26 protein-coding genes and 1 other RNA gene are annotated in these 25,313 nt (G+C 60.5%); 6 read left to right on the top strand and 21 right to left on the bottom strand.

Going from position 1 to position 25,313, the window contains the following annotated elements; translation table 11 throughout:
• Positions 1-2 precede the first annotated feature (2 nt).
• On the bottom strand, positions 3-1,337 hold the full coding sequence (gene glnA, locus RQ865_RS04415; RefSeq protein WP_311477880.1) for a type I glutamate--ammonia ligase: 1,335 nt from the start codon (positions 1,335-1,337) through the stop codon (positions 3-5).
• A 125-nt stretch (positions 1,338-1,462) separates the two neighbouring features.
• On the opposite strand from glnA, the gene panB reads away from it, so the two are divergent.
• The gene (gene panB, locus RQ865_RS04420; RefSeq protein ID WP_311477882.1) at positions 1,463-2,290 is read left to right on the top strand and encodes a 3-methyl-2-oxobutanoate hydroxymethyltransferase; all 828 of its coding nucleotides are present in this window, start codon (positions 1,463-1,465) and stop codon (positions 2,288-2,290) included.
• 12 nt (positions 2,291-2,302) lie between these two features.
• On the opposite strand, the gene RQ865_RS04425 is transcribed toward panB, so the two are convergent.
• Positions 2,303-2,515 (bottom strand): SPOR domain-containing protein, encoded by a 213-nt coding sequence (locus RQ865_RS04425; RefSeq protein WP_311477884.1) that lies wholly within the window; start codon positions 2,513-2,515, stop codon positions 2,303-2,305.
• A gap of 95 nt (positions 2,516-2,610) precedes the next feature.
• Here RQ865_RS04425 and map point away from each other — a divergent pair, with 95 nt between their 5' ends.
• A complete protein-coding gene (map, locus tag RQ865_RS04430) occupies positions 2,611-3,495 on the top strand; it encodes a type I methionyl aminopeptidase (protein WP_311477886.1) in 885 nt (294 codons plus the stop codon).
• Between the two features lie 10 nt (positions 3,496-3,505).
• Entirely contained in the window at positions 3,506-4,297 is a 792-nt protein-coding gene (gene ppgK / locus RQ865_RS04435) for a polyphosphate--glucose phosphotransferase (protein WP_311477888.1), read from the top strand.
• 22 nt (positions 4,298-4,319) lie between these two features.
• Here the strand turns inward: ppgK and rnpB are convergent.
• From rnpB to RQ865_RS04450, 3 genes are all read right to left on the bottom strand, one after another.
• An RNA gene (rnpB, locus tag RQ865_RS04440) (RNase P RNA component class A) lies at positions 4,320-4,668 on the bottom strand.
• A gap of 56 nt (positions 4,669-4,724) precedes the next feature.
• Entirely contained in the window at positions 4,725-5,462 is a 738-nt protein-coding gene (locus RQ865_RS04445; protein WP_311477890.1) for a hypothetical protein, read from the bottom strand.
• Between the two features lie 34 nt (positions 5,463-5,496).
• Entirely contained in the window at positions 5,497-6,330 is an 834-nt protein-coding gene (locus RQ865_RS04450) for a Nif3-like dinuclear metal center hexameric protein (protein WP_311477893.1), read from the bottom strand.
• Between the two features lie 74 nt (positions 6,331-6,404).
• On the opposite strand from RQ865_RS04450, the gene RQ865_RS04455 reads away from it, so the two are divergent.
• Positions 6,405-6,914 (top strand): PH domain-containing protein, encoded by a 510-nt coding sequence (locus tag RQ865_RS04455; protein ID WP_311477895.1) that lies wholly within the window; start codon positions 6,405-6,407, stop codon positions 6,912-6,914.
• A gap of 78 nt (positions 6,915-6,992) precedes the next feature.
• Positions 6,993-7,523, top strand: a complete 531-nt coding sequence (locus tag RQ865_RS04460) for an adenine phosphoribosyltransferase (protein WP_311477898.1) — start codon at positions 6,993-6,995, stop codon at positions 7,521-7,523.
• 81 nt (positions 7,524-7,604) lie between these two features.
• On the opposite strand, the gene RQ865_RS04465 is transcribed toward RQ865_RS04460, so the two are convergent.
• The 5 genes from RQ865_RS04465 to RQ865_RS04485 form a co-directional block, all read right to left on the bottom strand.
• Positions 7,605-8,024 (bottom strand): cytochrome c oxidase subunit 4, encoded by a 420-nt coding sequence (locus RQ865_RS04465; protein ID WP_311477900.1) that lies wholly within the window; start codon positions 8,022-8,024, stop codon positions 7,605-7,607.
• 5 nt (positions 8,025-8,029) lie between these two features.
• The gene (ctaD, locus tag RQ865_RS04470) at positions 8,030-9,754 is read right to left on the bottom strand and encodes a cytochrome c oxidase subunit I (protein WP_311477902.1); all 1,725 of its coding nucleotides are present in this window, start codon (positions 9,752-9,754) and stop codon (positions 8,030-8,032) included.
• 12 nt (positions 9,755-9,766) lie between these two features.
• Entirely contained in the window at positions 9,767-10,684 is a 918-nt protein-coding gene (gene coxB, locus RQ865_RS04475) for a cytochrome c oxidase subunit II (protein WP_311477904.1), read from the bottom strand.
• A gap of 135 nt (positions 10,685-10,819) precedes the next feature.
• Positions 10,820-11,158, bottom strand: coding sequence for an iron-sulfur cluster insertion protein ErpA (gene erpA, locus RQ865_RS04480; protein ID WP_230972546.1), 339 nt, complete (start codon positions 11,156-11,158; stop codon positions 10,820-10,822).
• Between the two features lie 96 nt (positions 11,159-11,254).
• Positions 11,255-12,697 (bottom strand): dipeptidase, encoded by a 1,443-nt coding sequence (locus RQ865_RS04485; protein WP_311477906.1) that lies wholly within the window; start codon positions 12,695-12,697, stop codon positions 11,255-11,257.
• Between the two features lie 75 nt (positions 12,698-12,772).
• Here RQ865_RS04485 and RQ865_RS04490 point away from each other — a divergent pair, with 75 nt between their 5' ends.
• Positions 12,773-13,369, top strand: a complete 597-nt coding sequence (locus tag RQ865_RS04490) for a DUF3043 domain-containing protein (protein WP_311477908.1) — start codon at positions 12,773-12,775, stop codon at positions 13,367-13,369.
• Between the two features lie 74 nt (positions 13,370-13,443).
• Here the strand turns inward: RQ865_RS04490 and RQ865_RS04495 are convergent, their stop codons facing one another.
• From RQ865_RS04495 to ftsZ, 11 genes are all read right to left on the bottom strand, one after another.
• Positions 13,444-14,466: a quinone-dependent dihydroorotate dehydrogenase gene (locus RQ865_RS04495; RefSeq protein ID WP_311477910.1), complete on the bottom strand. Its 1,023-nt coding sequence runs from the start codon at positions 14,464-14,466 to the stop codon at positions 13,444-13,446.
• A 75-nt stretch (positions 14,467-14,541) separates the two neighbouring features.
• Positions 14,542-15,009, bottom strand: coding sequence for a transcriptional regulator NrdR (gene nrdR, locus RQ865_RS04500; protein ID WP_311477912.1), 468 nt, complete (start codon positions 15,007-15,009; stop codon positions 14,542-14,544).
• An 8-nt stretch (positions 15,010-15,017) separates the two neighbouring features.
• Positions 15,018-16,322 carry a histidinol dehydrogenase gene (gene hisD / locus RQ865_RS04505; RefSeq protein WP_311477914.1) on the bottom strand — a complete coding sequence of 435 codons (1,305 nt, stop codon included), beginning with the start codon at positions 16,320-16,322 and terminating at the stop codon, positions 15,018-15,020.
• Positions 16,323-16,383: 61 nt separating this feature from the next.
• A complete protein-coding gene (dnaE, locus tag RQ865_RS04510) occupies positions 16,384-19,893 on the bottom strand; it encodes a DNA polymerase III subunit alpha (RefSeq protein ID WP_311477916.1) in 3,510 nt (1,169 codons plus the stop codon).
• A 114-nt stretch (positions 19,894-20,007) separates the two neighbouring features.
• A complete protein-coding gene (locus tag RQ865_RS04515; RefSeq protein WP_311477918.1) occupies positions 20,008-20,940 on the bottom strand; it encodes an RluA family pseudouridine synthase in 933 nt (310 codons plus the stop codon).
• Entirely contained in the window at positions 20,909-21,511 is a 603-nt protein-coding gene (gene lspA, locus RQ865_RS04520) for a signal peptidase II (RefSeq protein WP_311477921.1), read from the bottom strand. Before lspA ends, RQ865_RS04515 begins: the two co-directional genes overlap by 32 nt.
• Before the next feature lie 9 nt (positions 21,512-21,520).
• Complete coding sequence (locus RQ865_RS04525) at positions 21,521-22,246, bottom strand: DivIVA domain-containing protein (protein WP_311477923.1); 726 nt, start codon at positions 22,244-22,246, stop codon at positions 21,521-21,523.
• Between the two features lie 121 nt (positions 22,247-22,367).
• Positions 22,368-22,670 carry a YggT family protein gene (locus tag RQ865_RS04530; protein WP_311477925.1) on the bottom strand — a complete coding sequence of 101 codons (303 nt, stop codon included), beginning with the start codon at positions 22,668-22,670 and terminating at the stop codon, positions 22,368-22,370.
• A gap of 76 nt (positions 22,671-22,746) precedes the next feature.
• Complete coding sequence (locus RQ865_RS04535; protein ID WP_311477927.1) at positions 22,747-23,247, bottom strand: cell division protein SepF; 501 nt, start codon at positions 23,245-23,247, stop codon at positions 22,747-22,749.
• A 29-nt stretch (positions 23,248-23,276) separates the two neighbouring features.
• Complete coding sequence (locus tag RQ865_RS04540) at positions 23,277-23,981, bottom strand: YggS family pyridoxal phosphate-dependent enzyme (RefSeq protein ID WP_311477929.1); 705 nt, start codon at positions 23,979-23,981, stop codon at positions 23,277-23,279.
• Complete coding sequence (ftsZ, locus tag RQ865_RS04545) at positions 23,978-25,234, bottom strand: cell division protein FtsZ (RefSeq protein WP_311477932.1); 1,257 nt, start codon at positions 25,232-25,234, stop codon at positions 23,978-23,980. Before ftsZ ends, RQ865_RS04540 begins: the two co-directional genes overlap by 4 nt.
• Positions 25,235-25,313 lie beyond the last annotated feature (79 nt).

The raw sequence follows: 25,313 nt of genomic DNA on the forward strand, positions 1-25,313 counted from the left end.
GACTAATACTTCGCGAGCCCGGTGCGCAGCTCGTAATCGGTGATCTGTGCTCGGTATTGGCGCCACTCATCGTGTTTGTTGTCGAGGAAATAGCTGAATAGCTGCTCGCCGAGGGTTTGTGCAACGAGCTCCGATTCTTGGGTGAGTTCGAGGGCGCTGTCGAGGTTGGATGGCAGCGTTGTAAAGCCCAGCACGCGACGTTCGCGTTCGCTGAGGTCGCTCAGATCGCCATCGATTTCTTCGGGCAGTTCGTATTCTTCGGCGATGCCCTTGAGCCCAGCTTCGAGCATGACCGCGAATGCCAGGTAGGGGTTGGCTGCCGAGTCGATTGCCCGGTATTCCACGCGTGCTGAATTGCCTTTATTGGGTTTGTAGGTGGGCACGCGCACCAGGGCCGATGAGTTGTTGTGCCCCCAGCAAACGTGGCTTGGGGCCTCATCACCGCCCCAGATGCGCTTATACGAGTTCACTGATTGGCAGGTGAGGGCGGTGATCTCGGGGGCGTGACGCAGCAGCCCCGCAATGAATCGGCGCCCAGTCTGCGAGAGCTGGTGACGCGCGCCCGGCTCGTAGAACACATTCGTGTCGCCTTCGAAAAGCGATAGATGGCAGTGCATCCCCGAACCTGGCCAACCGCTTACCGGCTTCGGCATGAATGAGGCGAACACACCCTGTTCGACGGCAACTTCTTTCACTACGGTGCGGAAGGTCATGATGTTGTCGGCCATGGTGAGGGCGTCGGCGTAGCGCAGGTCGATTTCGTTCTGTCCGGGGCCGCCCTCGTGGTGGCTGTATTCCACCGGGATGCCGAGTTCTTCGAGCAGGCGCACGGCGCGGCGGCGGAACTCGTGAGTGGTGCCGCCGGCGACATTGTCGAAATAGCCCGCTTCATCTACCGGGATCAGGCCCTCAGGGCCGGGTTTACCCGATTCGAACAGGTAAAACTCGATTTCTGGATGCACGAAGAATCCGAATCCCATCTCGGCGGCGTGGTCGAGAGCCCGGCGTAGCACGCCACGCGGGTCGGCGGCTGCGGGCTGCCCGTCGGGGGTGGTGAGATCGCAGAACATGCGGGCGGTGGGGTCAACATGCCGCCACGGCAGCACCTGGAAGGTAGACGGGTCGGGTCGCAGCAGCATGTCGGATTCGGTGCGCCGGGTGAGCCCTTCAATTGATGAACCGTCAAAGCCCACCCCCTCGGAAAAGGCGCCCTCAACCTCGGCGGGGGCCAGCGCCACCGACTTGAGCGAGCCGTTCACATCGGTAAACCACAGCCGCACGAAGCGAATATCGCGTTCTTCGATGGCTTGGAGCACGTAGTCTTGCTGCCGACTCATAGGTGCACACCTTCCGAGAATATCGTCGCATTCCAGCTGCTGCGGATATGTTCCAGGCTACCGTCACGGCATTTGTGCCCGCTGCATTGCCGGTTGGTGCCACTGGCGCGGCTTAGACTGTCGACATGAATCAGCCAGAACCTCGCAAGCGTATTCGCACCCGGCATTTTGCCCAGGCGAAAGCTGCCGGCCACAAGATCACCGCACTGACCAGCTATGACGCGCTCACGGCCGCGATCTTCGATGCTGCCGATGTAGACCTGCTGCTGGTTGGTGACTCGGCAGCAAACGTTGTGCTCGGCTACCAGACGACCCTACCCATCACCGCGGATGAGCTCATTCCCATGGCGCGCGCGGTTTCTGGTGCGGCACAGCGCGCCCTGGTGGTGGCCGACCTGCCCTTCGGTTCGTATGAAAACTCGCCCGAGCAGGCGTGGCAGACCGCGTCGCGGTTCATGAAAGAAGCCAATATTGCGGCCGTCAAGCTCGAGGGTGGTGAGCGCATGGCGGCGCAGATCCGCCGGCTCACCGAGTCGGGTATCCCCGTGTGCGGGCATGTCGGGTTCACTCCGCAGTCAGAGCACGGTCTCGGTGGACACGTAGTGCAGGGGCGCGGCGCGGCCGAGGCACAGCTGCTTGCCGATGCGCTGGCCGTTGAACGTGCCGGTGCCTTCGCCGTGGTGCTCGAGATGGTGCCGGCGGATGTAGCGAGCCGGGTTACCGAACAATTACAGATCCCAACGATCGGGATTGGTGCCGGGGCCGGCTGCGACGGTCAGATTCTTGTGTGGCAGGATGCGTTCGGGCTGACCACCGGTCGCGCACCCCGTTTTGTTCGCCGCTACGCCGATCTGGCTGGGGTGCTCGGCGAGGCGACCCGCAACTACGTCAACGATGTTCGTTCGGGCGCCTACCCTTCCGATGCGGAAATCTACGAGAACACCACACAATAGCGGCGCGGCGGCCTAGTCGTACTGTTCGCCGTTTCGCTCCGCCTCTTCGCGAGCGTCTTCTTCCGCCCACGCCGCCGCGTTGGCCCGCAGCCGGTCATAGGCGTGCAGCGCTTGATCAGCAGTTTCAAAGGGCCCGAGCAGCTCGTTCGCGGGCGATTGCTTGCCGCGTTCAACTTCGCCGGTGCGGGTGTTGTACCAGTACTGGATCTTTTTCTTTCCAAACATGTCCCCATGCTGGCATGCCGAGCCGAATAGCTGCCGCAGGCGCGGTGGTGTAACAGCACCAACGCGCTTAAGGTTCGGCGCACTAGGATCAAACCATGCCGAAAGATTCACAGGGTTTGCTCATCCCAGGCGTAATTTCTCCGCGCCGCACCGTTCCCAACCATATCCCTCGCCCCGAATATGTGGATCGTGCGGAACCAAACGAACCCGATGGCACCGGCGACTTTTACAGCGCAGAAGAGCTCGAGCGGGTGCGCGCGGCCTCGCAGATCGCAGCCGACTGCCTCGAGTATCTCGAGCAATTCGTTGTGCCCGGTGTCACCACCGATCGGCTCGACGAACTCGCCCATAGCTTCCTGATTGAACGCGACGCCTATCCCTCGACCCTCGGCTATCGCGGATTCATGAAGTCGTGTTGCACCTCGCTCAACGAGTGCATCTGCCACGGCATCCCCGACAACACTGTGCTCGAAGCCGGGGATATCCTCAACATTGATGTCACCGCTTATTTCAATGGAATGCACGGTGACACCAATCGGATGTATACCGTCGGCACGGTCGATGCCGAATCACAACAGCTCGTCGATGTCGCTCATGAGGCCATGATGCGCGGTATTCGCGCGGCAAAGCCTGGCCGTCAGGTAAACGTCATCGGTCGGGTGATCGAAAAATACGCGGGCCGTTTCGGTTACGAGTCGGTGCGCGACTACACCGGCCATGGCGTGGGCCGCGCCTTCCACAGTGGTCTGATCATTCCGCATTACGACACCGATCGCTTCACCGATGTGATTGAACCCGGCATGGTGTTCACCGTTGAGCCGATGCTGGTAACCGGCTCGCAAGACTGGCGCTCGTGGGATGACGGCTGGACAATCGTCACCCGCGACGGTTCGCGTTGCGCGCAGTTCGAACACACGATCTTCATTGGCGAGGATGGTCCCGAAATCCTCACGCTTCCGGCATCACAGCGAAACGGATAGTGGCAGCACCATGGCGAAAACGGCACGCTACGCAATTGGGATTGATATTGGCGGCACCGGCATCAAGGGTGGTGTCGTCGACTGTAAAAAAGGCAAACTGCTCGGCAAACGGTGCAAAGAACCCACGCCACCGGGTGCCACCATCGCGGATGTGCGTGCCGCGGTGTGCACGCTGATGGGCCACATCCGCGCCCAGCTGCTCGATGCGAAAGTTCCGGCCCTCGACACGCTCCCGATCGGCATCTGTATGCCCGCGGTAATCCGTCACGGCCACTCGACAAGCGCCGCAAATATCGCGCCAGAGTGGGTGGGGTTCGATGCCCGCTCCATGTTCGGTGAGGCGCTGGGCGCGCAGGTTTCACTCGTGAACGATGCGGATGCTGCCGGAGTTGCCGAGGTGAGGTTTGGGAATGCGGATGCCGCAAAGGGTTCGGTGCTCGTGCTGACACTCGGCACCGGGATCGGTTCAGCGCTGGTTTACCGCGGCAAGCTTTTCCCAAACGCCGAACTCGGCCATATGGACCTCGCCTGCCACGCCGATTACGAAAAGTTTGCCTCAGCGAAAGTGCGCGAGCGTGAGGGTCTCGACGACGCCACCTGGTGTGCCCGGCTCTCCCCCTATTTTCGCAAGCTTGAGGAGCTCTTCTCTCCGGATGTGTTCGTAATCTCGGGCGGAGTTTCAAAGCGCGCGGACGAATTCATCCCGCTCATCGAGGTGAACACCCCGGTCGTGGCCGCAAAGTTACGGAATAATGCCGGGATTATTGGGGCTGCGCTCTTGGGAGCTTCGGGCTGGGAATAGCAGCTTGTAGCTATGCAAGTTACGAACGGGCCGGCCGATACGCCGGGTTCTGTACGGGTTCCCCCGTGGCGACCATCTATCTCGACGACACGTTACCGTGCCGCTCTAGCAGCTCACCCGGGAACTCGGCGAGCCGCGTCAACGTTCCCTATTGGCCTTGCTCCAGACGAGGTTTACCGTGCGATGCACGTCACCGCGCACCCGGTGCGCTCTTACCGCACCTTTTCACCCTTACCCGTTCTCGGGGCGGTATATTTTCTGTGGCACTAGCTCGCGGGTTACCCCGGGTGGGTGTTACCCACCGTCCTGCTCTGCGGAGCCCGGACGTTCCTCGATTCACCGGAGTGAATCGCGATCGCCTGGCCGACCCTATTCGCAAGGAACAAGTGTAGCCGTATCCGCAGCAAGTCAGCAGCGTGGCCGCACGCTATTGCAGGTCTGATCGTGCAGTGCGCACGAGCACCGCCCCAGTAACCGGGCAGTAGGCGAGCTCATCGGCCGCGAGGCTGCGAATCTGTGCCAGCTCGGTTTGCCCGAGTTCGAGGTTGGAAGCCGTCGAAACGGTGCCCACCAGTTCGGCCGCGCCGACACCGGAGGTCTTGCGTGCCCGCTCATACTCCTGCAACAGTTCGGCGGGGATGCTGTCAACGATTGCTTTGCGACGCAGCTCCAAATCGCGCGCCTGTTCACGGATGTGGTCGCGAGCCTGTTCCCGCCGCTGCAGCAGGTCAGCTGCGAGCTGTTCGATCTCGTCGAGTGAGGCGCGCGCAGTGTCGAGCTTCTGCTGTAGTGCCGCCACAGCTTCTTCTTGCTCAAGTTCGGTAGCGGCGAGCTCGTCCCCGCGTTTGGTGAGGGTTGCGAGCTCTGCCTGCAGCCCGGCAATGTCTTTCGTCGAGGTCGATTCAGCAAGCAGCTGTTCATCGCGAGCCCGACGCTCTGCAACCACGCGCGCATCATCACGGGTGCGGACCAACTCTGCCTGTGCCGCATCGAGCGCGCCGTGTGCCTGCGCCGCTGCCTGACGACGGCTGCGACGGTCGCTTTCGATCGACAGCAGATGCTCGTGTTCAGGCATGTGCTTGGCAAGGTGCTGCAACCGAGCGTGCCCGCTATCGATCTCAGCGAGTTTCAGCAATTGCAGCTGGTGTACGGTGCTGGCCCTCATCGTGCCGGTGTTCCTCTCGAAGTAACGGCGGTCACTACTGCTGTGCCACCGTGAATGTCCACGGGTCGGTGTTGTGCGTTGACACTCGCACCTCAATATCGGGATGTGCCTGTCGGATGCGTGCGGCCGCGCCATCGAGCCACAGCCACTCACTGGCGAAGTGCGCGGTATCAACGAGTGCCGGCCCACCGGTCAGCATTGCCTGCTCGCGTGCTTCGGATGCCGGATGGTGACGCAGATCGCTCGTGAGATACACATCTGCGCCGCGCACCAGCGGGTGCGAAAGCAGCGAATCTCCGGCACCCGAACAGCAGGCCACCCGACGCACCTGTAGCTCGGGGTCACCGGCAACACGAACTCCGCCGGCGGTGGGTGGAAAAATCTCAGCGACCCGCTCGGCGAACTCGCGGAGCGTAATCGCTTGTGGTAGCTCTCCCACCAGCCCGACCCCGCGCGCCGGGTTATTCGGTAGCGGCTCAATCGGGGTACGTGCCTGCGCACCAACAGGAATGCCGAGCCGGTCAAAAATAGTACCGGTGGGCCCCGATTCCACAACGTCAGCGTTCGTGTGTGCCGACTCGAGTGCGCATCCACCGCGAATCAACTGTGCCAGAAGGGCGCCCTTATAGCGGTCTTCAGCGATCGTGGTGACCCCGCGCAGCAGCAGCGGATGGTGGGTGAACAGCAGCTGTGCCCGCCATTCGAGCGCTTCAGACACTGTGGCGGCTACCGGGTCAACTGCGAAAAGCACTCGCTCGACCACCACATCTGGGTCACCGCTGACAAGCCCAACCGCATCCCACGACTGGGCATCGGCTGCGGGATACAACCCATCAATAGTGGCTCGAAGTTCACGCAGAGTGGTCATACCGTCAGCGTACCGAACTCCAATCTGAAGCCCCGCATATGCGCTATTCACCGATGCGCAATAAGCTCTCAGTTATGGGAATCCCGAAGCGCCTGCTCGGCACCGATGAGCAGATCATCTACCACCTCCGCACACATATCAAACGCATCCTGGGCTGGTTGCTGCTCGGTCTATTGCTCATCATTGCCGGTGTGGTTGGCGCGGTCGTGCTGCCTGCTGATTGGCAGCCAATTGGCTCGTGGGTGATCCTTGGGCTGGTGATCGTTCTGCTCATCCCAGTGGCGATCGTGCCGCTTTTGAAGTGGGCGACCACCACCTATACCGTCACCAATCGCCGCATCATTACCCGGTCGGGCATCTTCAACAAAACCGGGCACGATATCCCGCTCAGCCGTATCTCGAATGTCTCGTACGACCGTTCGTTTGTCGACCGAATTTTCCGTTGCGGCACGCTGATTCTCGAAACCTCGGCGGATAATCCGCTGCTGCTTGACGATATTCCGCGGGTTGAGAGGGTGCACGTGCGCATCACCGAGTTGTTGTTCCGGCTCGACCGTGAACAGCAACTCGCTCAAGATTTCTAGTTCGGCTGCCGCATCAGCTGCGCTCCGGAAGAGTCCCCCGGATACCTGCGGGCCACGTGCGCAAACTAGGCTGGAGGCATGCTCAGTTCTGAACTTGAACGCGCAAAGTCGCTGATCGTTTCGATTCCCGACTATCCGGCACCGGGCGTCATCTTCCGCGACATCATGCCGCTGCTCGCTGATGCCGAGGCGCTACGTGCGGTGACCGCAGAGATGCTGCGCCCTTTCACCGGACAGTTTGATGTGGTGGCGGGGGTTGAGGCGCGAGGGTTCTTGTTTGCGGGAGCTGCCGCCGCTTATTCGGGTGTCGGCCTCGCTCCGATTCGTAAGGCTGGGAAGCTTCCCCGACCCGCTGCCTCGGTTGAATATGCGCTGGAATATGGCAGGGCCGTAATCGAGATGCACGATGACCTGCCTCGCGGCACTCGGGTGCTGCTACTTGATGATGTGCTCGCAACCGGCGGAACGCTGTTGGCCGCACAGCAGCTCATCCGCGAGATTGGCTGCGAGGTGGTCGGCACCAGTGTTTTGGTTGAGCTAGAGGAACTCGGTGGTGGCCAGACGCTTTCCCGCGGCGGTGCTGCCGTGCACCGCGTGTTCAGTTATTAGGCGCTCGCGGGAAGCCCACGGCGGCAGAATGAAGATGCCGGTGCTGGTCAACAACCAGCACCGGCATTTTCGTGTGAGTTTCTAGTGACCGTAATGGCCGCGGTAAAACTCGTACGACCATCCGATCACGCCGATGATCGCGATTGGGGCCAGGAAGAAGGCGGGCCACCAACCGAAGGCGATGCTGGCGAACACGAGGCCAATACCGGTCGCGGTGAAGACGGGCCACAGCGAGTGGGGTGCGAAAAAGCCGAGTTCTGAGTCTGCCTCATCAATTTCGGCGTCTTCCCGGTCTTCGGGCAGGCGATTGCGGCGGAAGGGTTTGTCTTCAATGTCAAGGTAGAACGCGATGAACACTGAGAAAGCGATCATCAGCACGAAGGCTACCGAACCGACGGGCTCGGGTTGGCCGGTGTCAGCCCAGGTCCACGCGATGTACGCGGCAGCCATTACCGCGTAGAAGAACGCGAGCACCCAGAGGAGCTTTGCATTAGTCCGCATCTGTCTTACGCCTTTCCGCCTACGGTGACAGGCTCATTGTGTGCACCGGGTGCAGCGAGCTCGGGGTGGTTGAGGTCGAACGCCGGGCGCTCCGAACGGATGCGCGGGATCGAAGTGAAGTTGTGACGCGGCGGCGGGCAGCTGGTTGCCCACTCGAGCGAGCCGCCGTAGCCCCACGGGTCGTTCACGGTCACCTTCTTACCGTTGCGGTGAGTGAGGTACACGTTGATGAAGAACGGGATCATCGAGACCGCCAGAATGATGGCACCGATCGACGAAACCTGGTTCATCCAGGTGAAGTGGGCCTCCGCCTGGTAGGTGAAGTAACGGCGGGGCATACCCATCACACCGAGCCAGTGCTGGATCAGGAACGTGGTGTGGAAGCCGACGAACAGGATCCAGAAGTGAATCTTGCCTAGACGTTCGTTGAGCATCTTGCCGGTGAATTTCGGCCACCAGAAATAGAAGCCAGCGAACATCGCGAACACCACGGTACCGAAGATCACGTAGTGGAAGTGCGCCACCACGAAGTAGGTGTCGGAGACGTGGAAGTCGAGCATCGGCGAAGCGAGGATGACACCGGTGAGACCACCGAAGACGAACGAAACCAGGAAGCCGAGCGAGAACAGCATCGGGGTTTCGAAGGTGATCGAGCCGCGCCACATGGTACCGATCCAGTTAAAGATCTTCACACCGGTTGGCACCGCGATGAGCATGGTCATCAGGGCGAAGAACGGCAGCAGCACCGACCCGGTCACGTACATGTGGTGTGCCCACACCGAGGCCGAGAGTGCGGCAATCGCGATAGTGGCGAGCACCAGCGTCTTGTAACCGAAAATCGGCTTGCGGCTGAACACCGGGAAGATTTCCGAGACGATACCGAAGAACGGCAGCGCAATGACGTACACCTCTGGGTGACCGAAGAACCAGAACAGGTGCTGGTAGAGGATCGTGCCGCCGGCATCTACGTCGTAGATGTGGGTTCCAAAAACACGGTCCATGAGCAGACCAAACCAGGCGGCGGTGAGCACCGGGAATGCGAACAGCACCAGAATCGAGGTGATGAGCACGTTCCAAGTGAAGATGGGCATACGCCACATGGTCATACCGGGAGCACGCATGGTGAGGATCGTGGTGATGAAGTTCACGGCACCGAAGATGGTGCCGTAACCGGTGAGAGCAAGACCCGCTACCCACAGGTCGCCACCGGCACCGGGGCTGAAGGTTGACAGCGACAGCGGTGTGTACGCGGTCCAACCAAACGAGGCCGCCCCCTGCGGGGTGAGGAAGCCAAGCACCGCGATGATGGCACCAAAGCTGTACAGCCAGTAGGCAAACGCGTTCAGTCGCGGGAAGGCAACATCAGCGGTACCGATCTGCAGCGGCACGAGCACGTTGGCGAAGCCAGCGAATAGCGGGGTCGCGAACATGAGCAGCATGATCGTGCCGTGCATCGTGAACAGCTGGTTGAACTGTTCTTTGGTGGCGATCATTTCCATGCCGGGTGCGAACAGCTGACCGCGGATCAGCAGCGCAAGTACACCACCAATGCAGAACCAGACAACCGATGAAGCCAGGTACATGTATCCGAGCTTCTTGTGGTCGGTAGTGGTCAGTAGGTCAACGATTGCGTTGCCTTTTTTGCCGATCGTGTTGCGGTCGAGGTCGGAAACCGTGAGCGGTCCGTCGTTACCTTCGATGCCTGTCGGCCGGTTAAGCGTTGAACTCATCTTTACCCTGCCTTAGTGCTCTTCGTGTTGGATCTCGGGGACCTTGGTACCCGGGTTGTGCAAGTTGCGGTTGTACTCGTCGCCGACGGCGCCAGTGTTGCCCTGGGCGGCGAGGCTGTTGAGGTACTTGTCGTATTCGTCTTTCGATACCACTTTGACCTGGAACAGCATCATTGAGTGGTACTCACCACACAGTTCGGCGCACTTACCGATGTAGGTGCCTTCTTCGGTTGGAATGAACGACATCTGGTTGGTCTTGCCAGGAATCGTGTCTTCCTTGTAGTGGAACTGCGGCACCCAGAACGAGTGGGCAACGTCACGCGACTTCAGGTCGATAGTGACCTTTGCGTCAACCGGCAGGTAGAGCGTGGGCAGCTTGTCCATGTTGATTTCGCCGGTGGTCTTACCGTCGGCATCGCGGACTTCTTCGGCTTGAACACCCTGGTAGTACACGGCCTCGTGGTTGTAGTCTGAGCCCTCGACCTCGAGGTAGTTGAAGTCCCAGGCCCACTGCTTGCCGTACACCTCGATGTGCACCTCGCGCTCATCTTCGGCCCAGTTCTCTTCGATGTTGGCCTGTTCGCGTGCGGTGAAAGCAAAAAAACCAGCAACCAGCACGACCGGGATCACGGTGAACATGATCTCGATCGGCATGTGGTAGCGCATCTGCAGCGGCATACCGGTCTCGTTCTTCCGGCGACGATAGGCAACCGAAGCCCAGATAACCAGGCCCCAGGTCAGCAGGCCTACGCCCATGAGCGCGACCCACGAGTTGGCCCAGAAGGTACCGATGGCATCACCAATGTCGCTGATGCCCTCGTGGCCAGGCATATAGCCCGCACGTACTGTGTCATGGCAGCCGGTGAGCACCAGCGCCGCTAGCGCGGCCGTACCTCCGGCTAGCCACTTCTTAGTGTGGTTCTTCCGCACGATGGACCTTTCGAGAAGACGCATACAGACGACTCACAGTGTAGTCACATTTTTGAACGAGCGACGCCCACGCCACCCCGCGTGCGCGCCGCTTGTCGACAAAATGCCCTGCCAACCGCCGATTCGATGTGGGTATTAGTGAAATGAATCGCCGCAGGCGCACGAGCCGGCCGCGTTGGGGTTGTCGATCGTGAATCCCTGCTTTTCGATCGTGTCACTGAAATCAACTGTGGCGCCTTCGAGATACGGGACGCTCATCTCATCCACAATCAGCTCAACACCGTCGAAGTCGACCACAGCATCATTCTCGAGCTCACGCTCATCGAAATACAGCTGATAGATCAGGCCCGAGCAGCCGCCGGGCTGCACGGCGACACGCAACCGCAGGTCGGTGCGCCCCTCCTGGTTGAGCAGCGCCTTCACCTTGTCAACTGCAGCCTGGGTAAGTTTCACCCCGTGCGTGTGCTCGGTCATGGTGATGCCATTCAGGCCGATCACCTCATCAGTTTGGATTTCGGTGGTCATGGTTCCTCCCAATTGTTTCGTTAGATAACGCTGCTATCGAGCTGTTTATTCCGGCTCAGAGACCGCTTCATCCTCGAGCACTAGACCCGCAAGAAACAGCGCCTCTGTCTTGATCGCCTTGCGCAGCACACCAAGGTGCTGCGACTCATTCGGTGAGTGTGCGCGAGTTTCGGGGTCTTCCACCCCGGTCACGAGAATCTGAGCGCTCGGGAACCGCTCAACCAGCTCAGCAATGAACGGAATCGAACCACCGATCGCGGTGAGTTCGGGCTCAGCACCCCATGCGCCGCGCATTGCGGCACACATCCGCTCAACACCGGCAGCTTTGGTATCGACGAGGAATGGTTCCCCCACATCCAAGTCGTCAAACTCAAGCTCTGCACCCCAGGGCACCTGTGCGCGCAAATGCGCCATCAACGCTTCGGCCGCCTCCTGCGCTGGCTGACCCGGAGCAACCCGGGCCGACACCCGCACCCGAACCTCGGGTAGCAGCGTGTTCGATGACTCTGCCACTGATGGTGCATCAATCCCGGTGATGGTGATCGCCGGCTGATACCAGGTGCGCGCTCGCACCGGCCCCACGCCGATCAGCTCACCCCCGAGCGCACCGATCTCGCGTGCCAGCTGCCGCTCGTCGTAATCGGGCACCGCTGCAGCATGCGAGAGCACGCCCGGAACCGCAACCGAACCGTTTTCGTCCCACAGACTGTTCAACAGTCGGATCAGCACCAGCATGGCATCGGGGGCCACTCCCCCGAACATGCCCGAATGCCACGCGCCCGTCAGCGATCGCACTGTGAGCGCAAACGTCACATTGCCTCGCAGCGCGACCGTGAGCCCGGGTGTTTCGGTGCTCGGATTATCGCTATCGGCCACAATGATGTAGTCGGCGCCAAGCGCATCTCGATGTTCGTCGAGGAAGCGCCCAAAGCTTCGCGAGCCGTTTTCTTCTTCGCCCTCAATAAACACCGAGATCCCGATCGGCAGCCGCTGCTGGTGCGCCTCGCAGATATCGCGCAGCGCTTCGAGTGCGGCAATGTGCAGCATCACACCGGCCTTGTCGTCGCTCGAACCGCGACCATAGAGGCGCTCGCCGCGCAATGTGGGTTCGTACACCGGCGACTCCCACTTGCGTTCATCTCCGGGGGGTTGCACATCGTGGTGGGCATAAAGCAGCACGGTCGGTGCGCCGGGTGCAGGTGCACGATGCGCAATCACCCCAGGCTGGCCCGGACGGCCGGCAGCATCGTCGTACTGGTGAATTGCCACCTCATCAAAGAGCCCGGTCTGCTCGAGCTGATCGCACACAAATTCAGCGCTGCGCTGCACCTGTTCGCGATCAAATGCATCCCAAGAGACTGACGGGATGCGAACCAGCTTGGCGAGCCGGTCGATCGTGTGCGGCATACCGAGGTCGACACGGTCGACAAGGTCGCTGCGGAATTGGTCGAGTGCTGCGGATGCGTCCGCCTGACGAGATTGCGACATAGCGACAGCGTACTGGCAGCGGCTGAGTCAACTAGGATAGACAGCACCTAGCCACCCGGAGGTAGAACAAAAACCATGGCAAAGCACGAGACCCAGCCGGCCAAAGACAGCGACAACGAAGCCGCTGCGCCGACACAGGGGAAGAAAGGCCCCACCCCTCGACGTCGCGAGCGTGAGGCACAAAACTTTCAGCCGCTGGTTCCGGAAAACCGCAAGGCTGCTTCGAAACAGGCGCGCGAGCAGATTCGTCGTGAACAGGCTAAGGCACGCGAGGGTATGGCCCGCGGTGACGACCAGTACCTGCGTCCGAAAGAGCGTGGCCCGCAAAAACGCTACCTTCGCGATTTCGTTGACATTCGCTTCACGCTTGGCGAACTACTCGTACCGTTCATGTTCCTGGTGATTTTCGCCACCATGATCCCCGGATTGCAGTATTACAGCACTTTTGCGCTGCTGGCTATCTGGACCTACCTGCTCGTCTGCATCGTTGAGGGCGTCATGCTCGGGCTCATCGCTCGTAAACACGTCACGAAAGTCGTCGGCGAGGCGCGTACCGAAAAAGGCTTCGTGTGGCAGGCCATCTCACGCAGTATGCAGATGCGGTTCATGCGGCTGCCGAAGGCACGTGTCAAGCGCTTCAGCTCGATTGCATTCACCGCGAACTACAAGTAGTCAACGCGGTGGCGGCGCAGGGATTGCGAACAGCTGGCTCCTCAGCACCGCATCATATGCGGCTGCGGCAGCTGCTAGCGTCCACGGCGACGCAGGCGTTCAAGTCCGCGGTTAATTCCCGCCGCCCATTGCGGGCCTTCGTACAGAAACGCCGTGTACCCCTGCACAAGAGTGGCGCCGGCGGCGAGCCGCTCGTGCACGTCGTATTCATCAGTCACGCCACCCACCGAAATGATGCAGGGGCCATCACCAAGCTCGGCGCGCAATAGCTTCAACACCTCGAGTGAGCGATCGCGCACCGGTGCCCCCGACAACCCACCGGCACCGTAGGCCTCCACCACTCGCGAGCTGGTCGCAAGCGGTTCGCGCTGGATGGTCGTGTTCGTTGCCACAATGCCGGCAAGACCGATGCGCCGCACGAGCTGCGCGATGCGCTGCACCTGGTCGTCAGCCAAATCGGGAGCGATCTTCACCAGCAGCGGCACTCCATCAGCAGCTTTGAGGGTCGCCCGCAAAATGGGTTCGAGGGCGTCGAGTTCCTGCAGGCCGCGCAGTCCGGGTGTGTTTGGTGATGAGACATTGATCACCAGGTAGTCGGCCTGTTCACGCACAGTCGCGGCCGCTGAAACATAGTCGGTCACCGCATCCGCTGCCGAAGTCACCTTGTTTTTGCCAATATTGATGCCCACAATCGCCTGCTGGTTGCGGCGGGCACGAAGATTTTCGAGAGTGTTCTCAGCACCATCGTTATTGAACCCCATGCGGTTGATGAGCGCACGATCATCAACCAACCGAAACAGCCGCGGCTTCGGATTACCGGGCTGGGCCTTAGGTGTAATGGTGCCAACCTCAACGTGACCAAAACCGAGCGCGGCTAGCCCATCAACCATGTCGGCGTTCTTATCAAACCCCGCCGCCAAACCGAACGGCGACGGAAAAACCAGGCCGAGAGTCTCAACACTCAGCGAGCTCGCCGGGCGCGTGCAGCGTGCGAGCGCGCGGCGAGCTGCCTCGAAGCGCCCGATACCGCGCAGCACACCGGCGGCAATGTGGTGTGCTCGTTCGGCGTCCATCCGGCGAAAAACCGTGGTGAACACGACCTGATATCCGGAGCGTACGAGCCGAGTGAACACTGTGGTCCTTTCGCTTGGGCCTTAGTCGGCACTATCGGGTTAGCTGGAATATTTCGCGGTGACACCATCGTGCTTGAGCTGATCGATGGCACGCTCGAAGTCGTGCATCGAATCAAAGTCACGGTACACACTGGCAAAGCGCAAATACGCAACGTCGTCGATCTCGCGAAGGAATGGCAGCACTGCCAACCCCACATCACGCGCACCCACCTGCGAGGCGCCACTGGCGCGAATGGTTTCTTCAACACGCTGTGCGAGTAGCCCCAGGTCGGCTTCTGTGACGGGCCGACCCTGGCAGGCTTTTCGCACACCGTTTTTCACTTTTTCGCGCGAGAATGGCTCTTCTACACCGGAACGTTTTTTGACACTCAGGCTCGCGGTCTCGATCGTCGAAAACCGCTTCCCACACTCCGGGCACTGCCGACGCCGCCGAATCGCGATACCGTCATCGATCGTGCGCGAGTCGACCACGCGCGAGTCTTCGTTCCGACAAAACGGGCAATACATCCCTGCCCCTAGCTGAACCGTGCGTCGACCGACTCGCCGTGTGCGGGTAGGTCTTCATCTTCGGCGATGACGCGGATGTGCTCACGTACTGCCGACAGCGCGTCGCGGTCGTAACGAATGAGCTGCTGGGAGCGCAGGAAGGTGTGTGCGCCGAGCCCGGAAGCGTGCGCGGAAGAACCGCCGGTGGGAAGCACGTGATTAGAGCCGGCCACATAGTCGCCCAGCGGCACTGGCGCGTAGGGGCCAATGAAGATGGCGCCGGCATTAGTGATCATGGCGACTGTGGTCGCATCATCAGCGGTGTGAATCTCGAGATGTTCGGGGCCGTAGACGTTTGATACTCGGCAGGCCGCGGTGAGATCATCAACCAACACGATCGCAGACTGCTCACCGCGCAGCGCGATGCCGGCGCGTTCACTATGCTTCGTGGCAGCAAACCGCGGCTCAAGCGCTGCCAGCACCTTGTTCGCAAACGCCTCGTCGTCGGTGACCAGCACGCTCGAAGCAAGCTCGTCATGCTCAGCCTGACCGAGCAGGTCGGCAGCCACCAGGTCGGGGTCGGCCGACCCATCGGCGATAATCAAGATTTCGGTGGGCCCGGCCTCAGCATCGATACCGACCACCGATTGCACGGCACGTTTAGCGGCGGCCACCCAGACGTTGCCGGGGCCAGTGATCACGTCGACCGGTTCGAGACCAATATCTGCCACACCATACGCGAGCGCACCGATCGCGCCGGCGCCACCCATCGCGTACACCTCGGTCACCCCGAGCAACCCCGCAGCGGCGAGGATGGTCGGGTGAATGTGACCGTGGTGATCGGCTTGGGCGGGCGAGGCAATGGCGATGGATGCAACACCGGCTACCTGCGCGGGAACCACGTTCATCACGACACTTGAGGGGTAGACAGCTTTACCGCCAGGCACATACAGTCCGACTCGGGATACCGGCTGCCAGCGCTGCTCGATCACAGCGCCGGGTGCCACCTCGGTGAACGCGGGCGGTGGCACCTGAGCGGCCGAAGCCTGACGCACACGAGTAATCATCTCTTCGAGTGCGGAACGCAGCTTCGGCTGCAGCTGCGCGGTTGCCGCCTCGATTTCAGCGAGGGGCACTCGGATCGCCGGAACTGTGGTGCGGTCGAAGCGTTCGGCCTGCGCTTGCAGCGCGGCCTGGCCATGTTCTCGAACCTCATTGATGAGCTCGATTGCTCCGGGAACTGCAGCGGTAACGTCGAGTTGTGGACGGGGAAGAACAGCGCGCAACTGACCGGTTGAAAGCTGCTGACCGCGCAAATCAATGGTGTTCATCATGATGGCTCCATTCTAGTTGTCATCTGCGGGTGCGCACGATTCGGTTGCGTTCGGGCAAAAGCTATCCCAGACATTCCGGGCCGAGCAGCGCCACCAGCTCGGAGTACAGGGCGCCAGAGTTCTCTACCCGGTGTGGAAGCTCAAACCGACGAATCGCATAGGGGGTGCGCAGCCGTAAGCGCACCTCACTCTCACCGGTGTTACGCCGCAGCAGGGCATCGAGCTCGGTCACAAGCGGCACAGTAGCCTGGCGATCGTTCAGCGTGATCGTCAGCGCCTGATTATCACCCACCGAAAGCTGCGGGATGGTGATCCCCTGTGCCGTGATGGTGACTCCGTCATCACGCTGCTGTGCTCTCCCCCGAATCACCGCAATCGTGTCAGATTTCAATTGCCCGGCGTACTCCTGATAGGTCTTGCCGAGGAACATCACGGTGATTTCGCCGCCGAAATCTTCAACAGTGACCATAGCGTACGGGTTACCCGACTGCCGGGCAATGCGGTGCTGCACCACGGTCATGAGTCCTGCGATCTGCACCTGCGAACCGTCCGCGACATTCGCCTCTTCGGCGGTCAGCTGCAAAATCTGGTGGGATGCGAGCTTCGCCAGATCCGTCTCGAGGCCGCGCAGCGGGTGGTCGGAGACATACAGCCCGAGCATGTCGCGCTCAAAAGCAAGTTTGTCTCGACGCGAAAACTCGGGACGCTCGGGCACCACCGACTCTTCTTCTTCAAACTCTTCAAGCCCGGCAAACAGGTCGACCTGGCCGTGTGCCTCATTGCGTTTTTTCGCCACCGCAGCATCGATCGCATCCTCGTGAATCTCCACCAGTGCGCGCCGCGTATATCTCAGCGAGTCAAACGCACCGGCCTTGATGAGCGACTCGATAGTGCGCTTGTTAGTGACCGAGGTTGGCACCTTCGTGAGGAAGTCGTGAAACGAGGTGAACTTCCCCTTGCTTTCACGCGCGGCAACGATATCGGCGACAACCTGATCGCCCACGTTTCGCACCGCACCCAGCCCGAATCGAATGTCCTGTCCCACCGCACGGAAGCGCAGCGTCGATTCGTTCACGTCCGGCTGCAGCACGCGGATACCCATATGCCGGCACTCGTTGAGATACTCGGCAAGCTTGTCACGCGAGTCGCCCACCGAGGTGAGTAGGCCCGACATGTACTCGGGCGCGTAGTGACATTTCAAGTAGGCAGTCCAGTACGACACCACGCCATATGCTGCCGAGTGGGCCTTGTTAAACGCGTAGTCAGAGAACGGCAGCAGGATGTCCCACAGTGCCTGCACCGCCGCTTTCGAAAACCCATTGGCGTGCATCCCCGACGAGAACTTTTCGAACTGTTTCTCGAGCTCGGCCTTTTTCTTTTTGCCCATTGCTCGCCGCAGCAGGTCGGCTTGACCGAGCGAATAGCCGGCCACTTTCTGGGCGATCGCCATCACCTGCTCCTGGTAGATGATCAGACCGTACGACTCGGCCAAGATGTCACGCAGCGGCTCTTCAAGCTCGGGATGAATCGGCGTCACCGGCTGCAAACCGTTCTTGCGATGGGCATAGTTGACGTGCGAGTTCGCGCCCATCGGGCCGGGGCGATACAGCGCGATCGTTGCCGAAACGTCGTTGAAGTTGTCGGGTTTCATCAGCCGCAGCAAGGCCCGTAGCCCGTCACCATCCAGCTGAAAGACTCCCAGCGTGTCGCCGCGTGAAAGCAGCCGATAGGTGTCGGTATCGTCGAGCGCCATGCGTTCGAGATCGATTGCTTCGCCACGGTTTTCGGCAATGTTGTCGATCGCGTCTGAAAGAATCGTCAGGTTGCGCAGACCCAGAAAGTCCATTTTGATCAGCCCGAGTGACTCACAGCTCGGGTAGTCAAACTGGGTGACGATCTGACCGTCCTGCTCGCGGCGCATCAACGGAATCACATCAATAATCGGCGCCGACGACATGATCACACCTGCGGCGTGTACACCCCACTGGCGTTTGAGGCCCTCGAGCCCTTTCGCAGTGTCGAACACCTTCTGAAACTCGGGGCTCGACTCGATGACCGAACGAAGCTCACCAGCTTCTTTATACCGACCCGCTTCCGGGTTGAACACATCGCTGAGCGGAATGTCTTTCCCCATCACCGCCGCGGGCATCGCTTTGGTGAGCGTCTCGCCCACCGAGAAGGGATAGCCGAGCACTCGAGATGCGTCTTTGAGGGCCTGCTTCGACTTAATCGTGCCGTAGGTGACAATCTGCGCCACGTGGTCGTCACCGTATTTTTCGGTGACGTACTGAATCACCTCACCGCGACGACGGTCGTCAAAGTCGATATCAAAGTCGGGCATCGATACCCGGTCGGGGTTGAGGAACCGCTCGAAGATCAGCCCGTGTTCGATCGGGTCAAGATCGGTGATGCGCATGGCGTAGGCACACATTGAACCGGCGCCCGAACCACGCCCGGGCCCCACTCGCACGCCGTTTTCTTTCGCCCACTGAATGTAGTCGGCAACCACCAGGAAGTAGCCGGGAAACCCCATCTGTTTGATGATGCCGGTCTCATAGTCGGCGCGTTCGCGCACCCGGTCGGGGATGTGGTCTCCGTATCGGTAGTGCAGCCCGCGCTCGACTTCTTTCTCGAACCAGCTGGCCTCGGTTTCGCCCTCGGGCACCGGGAATGCCGGCATGTAGTTGGCCGATTCATCGAACTCGGCGTTGCAGCGCTCAGCAATCAGCAGCGTATTGTCACAGGCATCCTGAAAGTCGCGGAATAGATGCCGCATCTCGGCGGGTGACTTCAGGTAGTAGCCCTCCCCATCGAATTTGAATCGGTTCGGGTCGTCGAGCGTCGAACCCGATTGCACGCACAGCAGCGCCGCATGGTGTACGGCATCTTCTTTGCGCGTGTAGTGCAGGTCGTTGGTGACCACGCGCGGCAGATTCATCTCTTTACCAAGACGCAGCAGATCATCCCGCACGCGACGTTCAACCTCAACGCCGTGATCCATGAGTTCGAGGAAGAAGTTTTCCTTCCCGAAGATGTCTTGAAACTCTCCCGCCGCCTGCTTGGCAAGCTCATACTGACCCAGCCGTAGCCGTGTTTGAATCTCACCCGATGGGCAGCCGGTGGTGGCGATGATTCCCTTACCGAAGCGGTTCAGCAACTCGCGGTCCATCCGGGGCTTAAAGTACTGCCCCTCAATCGAAGCCCAGCTCGATAGCCGGAAAAGATTGTGCATACCCTGCGTGGATTCGGCCAGCATCGTCATATGCGTGTAGGCGCCGCCACCTGAAACATCGTCACCACCGCCATTGCCCCAGCGCACACGTTCGCGGTTATTGCGGTGGGTACCAGGTGTCAGATATGCCTCGGTGCCGATAATTGGTTTGATCCCGGCCCGTTTCGCAGCCTTGTAGAACTCGTAAGCCGAGAACATATTGCCGTGGTCGGTGGTTGCCAGTGCCGGCATTCCCATTTCGGCAGCGAGCTCGCACACCTCGTTAATTTTCGCCGCACCGTCGAGCATCGAGTACTCGGTGTGGTTGTGCAGGTGTACGAACGAGTCAGACGTAGCCACGGCGCCTCCGGTAGCAGGTTAGGGATGGCTCCAGTCTAGTTTGCGCGGCAGCTCGTTGGCGTGGTGTCGGGCCTGCGTAGTAGCGACTCGATGCTGCCAGCACGGTCGCCGGTATCAGTAGTCGACGCCGCGGCGCAGCGCTTCGAGCGCCTGCTGCAGGTCATCAGGGTAGTTCGAGGTGAACGACACATACTCACCGGTGAGCGGGTGCACAAAACCGAGCCCCACCGCGTGCAGCCATTGCCGGTCAAGGCCGAGGGCAGCCGCCAATTTGGGATCACAACCGTAAAGCGGGTCGCCGACACAGGGGTGCCCTTGGGCCGAGGTGTGCACACGAATCTGATGGGTACGCCCGGTTTCGAGCTTTACTTCGAGTAGCGATGCGCGGCGGAACGCCTCGATCGTGTCGTAGTGCGTGATCGATGGTTTGCCGTCGGCAACCACAGCAAATTTCCAGCTCGAACCGGGGTGGCGGCCGATCGGCGCATCAATCGTCCCCGAAAGCGGGTCCATGAGCCCCTGCACCACTGCGTGATAGGTCTTGTCAACCGCCCGATCCCGAAACGCCTGCTTCAACACCGAATAGGCGGTTTCTGATTTTGCCACCACCATCAGGCCCGAGGTGCCAACATCCAGCCGGTGCACGATGCCTTGACGTTCGGGTTGCCCTGATGTGGTGATCCGGAACCCGGCGGCTGCCAGCGCACCGAGAACGGTGGGGCCACTCCACCCCACCGAGGGGTGCGCGGCCACCCCTACGGGCTTCATCACAACCACAAATGATGGCTCATCGTGCACAATCTCAAGCTCGGGAACCGGAATCGGTTCTACTTGTAGTGGCCTTTCATGCTCCCACTCAATGTGCAGCATTGCACCTGCTGGCAGACGGTCGGATTTCGAGGCTGCCACGCCGTCGACGAGAATGTCACCCGCCGCGGCAAGGTCGGCAACCCGGCTTCGACTCAAGCCCATGAGTTTGGCGACACCGGTGTCGACACGCTCCCCAACCAGGCCGTCAGGTAGCGGCAGAATTCGCGTCTGTTTCATGGCATTCCACGGCGGTTCTGTCGGGTTTGTCAGCGGGCATGGTTTTGGCTGAGCCGCGTTCGCCGTCAAAACCCACGTCGAGGATGGTCAACAGCGCGACCATGACCATGCCACCGACAATCGCGATATCGGCAAGATTGTAGATGGCTGGCACAATCCAGGGCGTCGAAATGTAGTCAACGACGTGCCCCTCAAAAACACCCGGTGCCCGGAAGAGCCGGTCACCCAGATTCCCCAGGGTGCCACCGAGAACGAGCCCCAGCACAACCGCCCACCATACCGATTGGATGCGGCGCGCATTCGCCACAATCACCCCGACCACCACGGCCGCGATAATTGTGAAGATCCACGTCATTCCCGAAGCAATCGAAAACGCAGCGCCGGGGTTACGCACGAAGTGAATCTGCAGTGCCTCACCGATCACCTCGATGCGTTGCCCCTCGACCATGTGGTCGACAACCAGCTGTTTGATGAGCTGGTCTCCAGCCAATAACACGGCCGCGACCCCGACCAGCAACGCAATATGGCGTGTGCTGGCCGCGGGCCGCGGTGTGGTGATGGACTCAGTCACTCCGAGATACTACTGACCGGCTTCTACCTCGCCGCCACCGGACGAGTTGAGCTCGTTGAGCTGGCCCTCGATGTAGCTGCGCAGGTTGTTGCGGTAGTCGCGCTCGAATAGACGGAGCTCTTCGATGCGTTCTTCAAGCTTGCGCTGTGACGCCTCGAGGCGGCTGGTGGTGTCACGCTCACGGTTCTCGGCGTTGCTAACGAGCGCGCGCGCGCGATTTTCAGCGTCGGCCACGACGCGCTTCGCCTGAGTCTCGGCTTCGTCGGTCACTACCTGGGCCTGCGAGTTGGCTTCCTCAACGATACGCTTGGCGTCGGCTTCAGCCTCGGAGATCAGTTGGTCGCGGCGGCGGGTACCCTCGGCAACATGTTCGTCGTGCAGACGACGTGCCAGCACCAGCAGCGACTGTGACTCGGCGGTCACATCGCCAGCGGCAGCTTCGGGAGCGGGGGCTGGCACCGGAACGGGAGCCGGAGCCGGAGCGGTAACAGGAACGGGAGCCTCTTCTCGCACCTCGGGTGCAGGTGCAAACGGCGCAGCCGGCGCAGCTTCGCCGCCTCCGGCAGCCCTGAGCCGCTCGTTTTCAGCCGTAAGCTGTTCGTTTTCAGCAATCAGTCGACGAAACTCAGCGACCACCTCATCGAGAAAGTCGTCAACCTCGTCTTGGTCGTACCCCTCGCGGAACTTCGTTTGCTGAAACCGCTTGTTAACGACGTCTTCCGGCGTAAGCGCCATGGGTCGGGCCTCTCTCTTCGTGGATTGGAAACAGCTCGTTACTGAGACAGATCTCGATCTACTTCGACAACCTTACGCCACAACCACAACATTCGTCACATCATTTTCATGAAATGAGCTGCTATTGCGCACTCGTCACGGCCAAATAGCTCGTGAAATAGCTCAACAGATTCAGCCCGATTAACACCACAAGCCACGAAAGATCAAGGGCGATATTGCCCACTTGCAACGGTCGAATCCACTTGCGGAGCAACTTCAGCGGCGGATCGGTGAGCCGAAAGACGGCGTCGACCAGCACTAACAAAACACCCCTTGGTCGCCAGCGCGGCGCAAGCACCATGGCCCAGTCAATAATCAGCCGTGCCCACATCACCGCCGTGTAGAGAGTGATGATGTAGAAAAGCATCGTCCACAAGAGATACAAGTGCGTTCCAACCTGTCAGATACGAGATTGACGGTGCACCCATGGGTACACCGTCAATGAGGCACTGCAACACAATTTAGCTGAAGAACGTGTTGTCGTCAGCGTGGCTCGACTCGTCAGCGTGCACGTTGACATGTTCGGGGGTCAGCAAAAACACGCGATTCGTGACGCGCTCGATCTTGCCGAGCAATCCCTGCGCGAGACCCGATGCAAAGTCAATGATGCGTCGAGCATCGCCGTCGCTCATCTGCGACAGGTTCATGATTACCGGCACGCCATCACGGAAGTGCTCGGCAATCACTCTGGCATCGTTGTCGAAAGCCTTAGGGTGGACGGTGAGAATCTCGTTCATCTTCGATGCCGCGGGGGTCGGCTTAACCACGGGAGTCGCGTGCGGCACGGACGCCCGGTTGATTGGGGTTACAGGAGCGGGGGTGGCGCGCTCGGTTACCGGCTCTACGCGATCAGTTTCGGCATTTGTCACCGACTGCGTGACCTGCCCCTGACGGTCGATCTGGTTGTCGGTTTCCTCGGCGAGTCCGAGATAAACCATTGCGTTACGAAGCGGATTGCCCATGTGTGCCTCCTGACGTGTATGCAATTACGTTACGGGGCGGTTGGACGATTTCCGGTGATTGCCGTGCCGATTCGCAGGTGTGTCGCACCCTGTGAAATTGCTGAGTGAAAGTCGTGCGACATTCCCGCCGAAATCCATCTCGCATCCGGCACAATTGCGCGAATTCGTTCTGAGGTGAGCCGAACCTGTTCAAATGCCGGCAGCGGATCAACACCCAGCGGCGCCACCGCCATCACACCGCGCAAGCGGATGGTCGGGGTTGCAGCGATCCGCTCTGCTAGCACTTCGGCTTCGCCAAGCGGAACTCCTCCACGGCTCGGATCGCCGTCTAGCGACAGTTGCATCAGCACATCGAGCGCACCCGCATCGCCACGCTCGAGCGTCGACAGTGCTGTGACGAGTTCTTCACGGTCAATAGAGTGCACTGCATCGGCGTAGCGCCCCACCTGGCGGGCTTTATTACGCTGCAACTGCCCAATGAAGTGCAGACGCCCCGCCCCCAGTTCGTGAATGCGCTGGGCCTTATTGCGCGACTCTGGGTGTCGGTTTTCACCGAAATCGCGCACACCGAGTTCAGCGAGCACATCAATGAGTTCGAGTGGCTGGTATTTGGTCACCACGATGACCGTCAGCTCGTCGCTCGAGCGTCCGACCGCAGCGGCAGCCTCAGCGATCTCGCCTCGCACCCGCTCGAGCCGTTCGGCAACGGCCGCAGCATCAACCGCGCTGTTCATCGCAGGAATGAGGGGATGTCGAGACCACTACCGTCCTCGTCATCGAACGGGCTGTCATTCTGGCGCGGAGCGACAGTGGGCTGCTCGGCAGTGCTCCATGCCGGAGCCTGATCGAGTCGGGGAGCGCTTTCTTCAGCGATCGATGCGGGATGTGTGACCGGTTCTTCCGACTCATCAACCGGATCAATGTTGCGCGCAGTGGCCTCTGCGACTGTCGGCAGCGACAGCGGAGCGCTTTCTGGCTTCAGTTCGGGTTTGCTTGGCTCTTCGTTACGCACCATGGGCTTCGGTTCACCACCGATGAAACCGGCAGCAATAACCGTGACGCGCACTTCGTCGCCGAGGGTGTCGTCTACAGCGGTACCGAGAATGATGTTGGCACCATCAAATACCGCGTCACGCACCAGTTGGGCGGCTTCAGCCACTTCGAACATGCCGAGGTTCGAGCCACCCTGCACCGACAGCAGCACACCGTGCGCCCCCTCGATTGAGGTTTCGAGTAGCGGCGAGGCAACCGCCAATTCGGCAGCCTTGACCGAGCGGTCGGCGCCGCGCGCGGTACCGATCCCCATGAGTGCCGAACCCGCTCCCTGCAACACCGATTTGACGTCGTTAAAGTCAACGTTGATAACACCGGGGTTGGTGATGAGATCGGTGATGCCCTGCACACCGGCCAGCAACACCTGGTCGGCCGTTGAGAATGCTTCGAGCATCGAGATACCGCGATCGCTGATCTCCAAGAGCCGGTCGTTTGGCACCACAATCAGCGCATCGACCTCATCTTTGAGCGCAGCCACACCGGTTTCTGCCTGATCCATGCGCCGACGGCCTTCGAAGCTGAAGGGCTTCGTTACCACACCGATCGTGAGCGCTCCTATTGACTTGGCAATGCGAGCCACCACCGGGGCACCGCCGGTGCCGGTGCCACCACCCTCGCCAGCGGTGACGAACACCATGTCAGCGCCAGCGAGAGCCTGCTCGATTTCTTCCACGTGTTCTTCGGCAGCGCGACGACCAATTTCAGGGTCGGCGCCGGCTCCCAGGCCGCGGGTGAGCTCGCGACCGATGTCGATCTTGACATCGGCATCCGAGAGCATGAGGGCCTGTGCGTCGGTGTTCACCGCGATGAACTCGACACCACGCAGGCCGATCTCGATCATGCGGTTAACGGCGTTGACGCCGCCACCACCAACGCCGACGACTTTGATGACGGCGAGGTAGTTATTCGTGTTGGCAGAAGTGGTGTTCGACACTGCGTGACCCCTTGTCGTTGGGTGGTTGATCCCCGTAGCGAGCTCAAACCCGGTCGCGGACGATTGCTGGTTGTAACGT

The sequence above is a fragment of the uncultured Gulosibacter sp. genome, assembly GCF_963509965.1.
Classification (GTDB): domain Bacteria; phylum Actinomycetota; class Actinomycetes; order Actinomycetales; family Microbacteriaceae; genus Gulosibacter.

Coding starts and splice junctions, on each gene's coding strand:
- glnA (WP_311477880.1), bottom strand. CDS start 1,337: ATGAGTCGGCAGCAAGACTACGTGCTCCAAGCCATCGAAGAACGCGAT.
- panB (WP_311477882.1), top strand. CDS start 1,463: ATGAATCAGCCAGAACCTCGCAAGCGTATTCGCACCCGGCATTTTGCC.
- RQ865_RS04425 (WP_311477884.1), bottom strand. CDS start 2,515: ATGTTTGGAAAGAAAAAGATCCAGTACTGGTACAACACCCGCACCGGC.
- map (WP_311477886.1), top strand. CDS start 2,611: ATGCCGAAAGATTCACAGGGTTTGCTCATCCCAGGCGTAATTTCTCCG.
- ppgK (WP_311477888.1), top strand. CDS start 3,506: ATGGCGAAAACGGCACGCTACGCAATTGGGATTGATATTGGCGGCACC.
- RQ865_RS04445 (WP_311477890.1), bottom strand. CDS start 5,462: ATGAGGGCCAGCACCGTACACCAGCTGCAATTGCTGAAACTCGCTGAG.
- RQ865_RS04450 (WP_311477893.1), bottom strand. CDS start 6,330: ATGACCACTCTGCGTGAACTTCGAGCCACTATTGATGGGTTGTATCCC.
- RQ865_RS04455 (WP_311477895.1), top strand. CDS start 6,405: ATGGGAATCCCGAAGCGCCTGCTCGGCACCGATGAGCAGATCATCTAC.
- RQ865_RS04460 (WP_311477898.1), top strand. CDS start 6,993: ATGCTCAGTTCTGAACTTGAACGCGCAAAGTCGCTGATCGTTTCGATT.
- RQ865_RS04465 (WP_311477900.1), bottom strand. CDS start 8,024: ATGCGGACTAATGCAAAGCTCCTCTGGGTGCTCGCGTTCTTCTACGCG.
- ctaD (WP_311477902.1), bottom strand. CDS start 9,754: ATGAGTTCAACGCTTAACCGGCCGACAGGCATCGAAGGTAACGACGGA.
- erpA (WP_230972546.1), bottom strand. CDS start 11,158: ATGACCGAGCACACGCACGGGGTGAAACTTACCCAGGCTGCAGTTGAC.
- RQ865_RS04485 (WP_311477906.1), bottom strand. CDS start 12,697: ATGTCGCAATCTCGTCAGGCGGACGCATCCGCAGCACTCGACCAATTC.
- RQ865_RS04490 (WP_311477908.1), top strand. CDS start 12,773: ATGGCAAAGCACGAGACCCAGCCGGCCAAAGACAGCGACAACGAAGCC.
- nrdR (WP_311477912.1), bottom strand. CDS start 15,009: ATGTATTGCCCGTTTTGTCGGAACGAAGACTCGCGCGTGGTCGACTCG.
- hisD (WP_311477914.1), bottom strand. CDS start 16,322: ATGATGAACACCATTGATTTGCGCGGTCAGCAGCTTTCAACCGGTCAG.
- RQ865_RS04515 (WP_311477918.1), bottom strand. CDS start 20,940: ATGAAACAGACGCGAATTCTGCCGCTACCTGACGGCCTGGTTGGGGAG.
- RQ865_RS04525 (WP_311477923.1), bottom strand. CDS start 22,246: ATGGCGCTTACGCCGGAAGACGTCGTTAACAAGCGGTTTCAGCAAACG.
- RQ865_RS04535 (WP_311477927.1), bottom strand. CDS start 23,247: ATGGGCAATCCGCTTCGTAACGCAATGGTTTATCTCGGACTCGCCGAG.
- RQ865_RS04540 (WP_311477929.1), bottom strand. CDS start 23,981: ATGAACAGCGCGGTTGATGCTGCGGCCGTTGCCGAACGGCTCGAGCGG.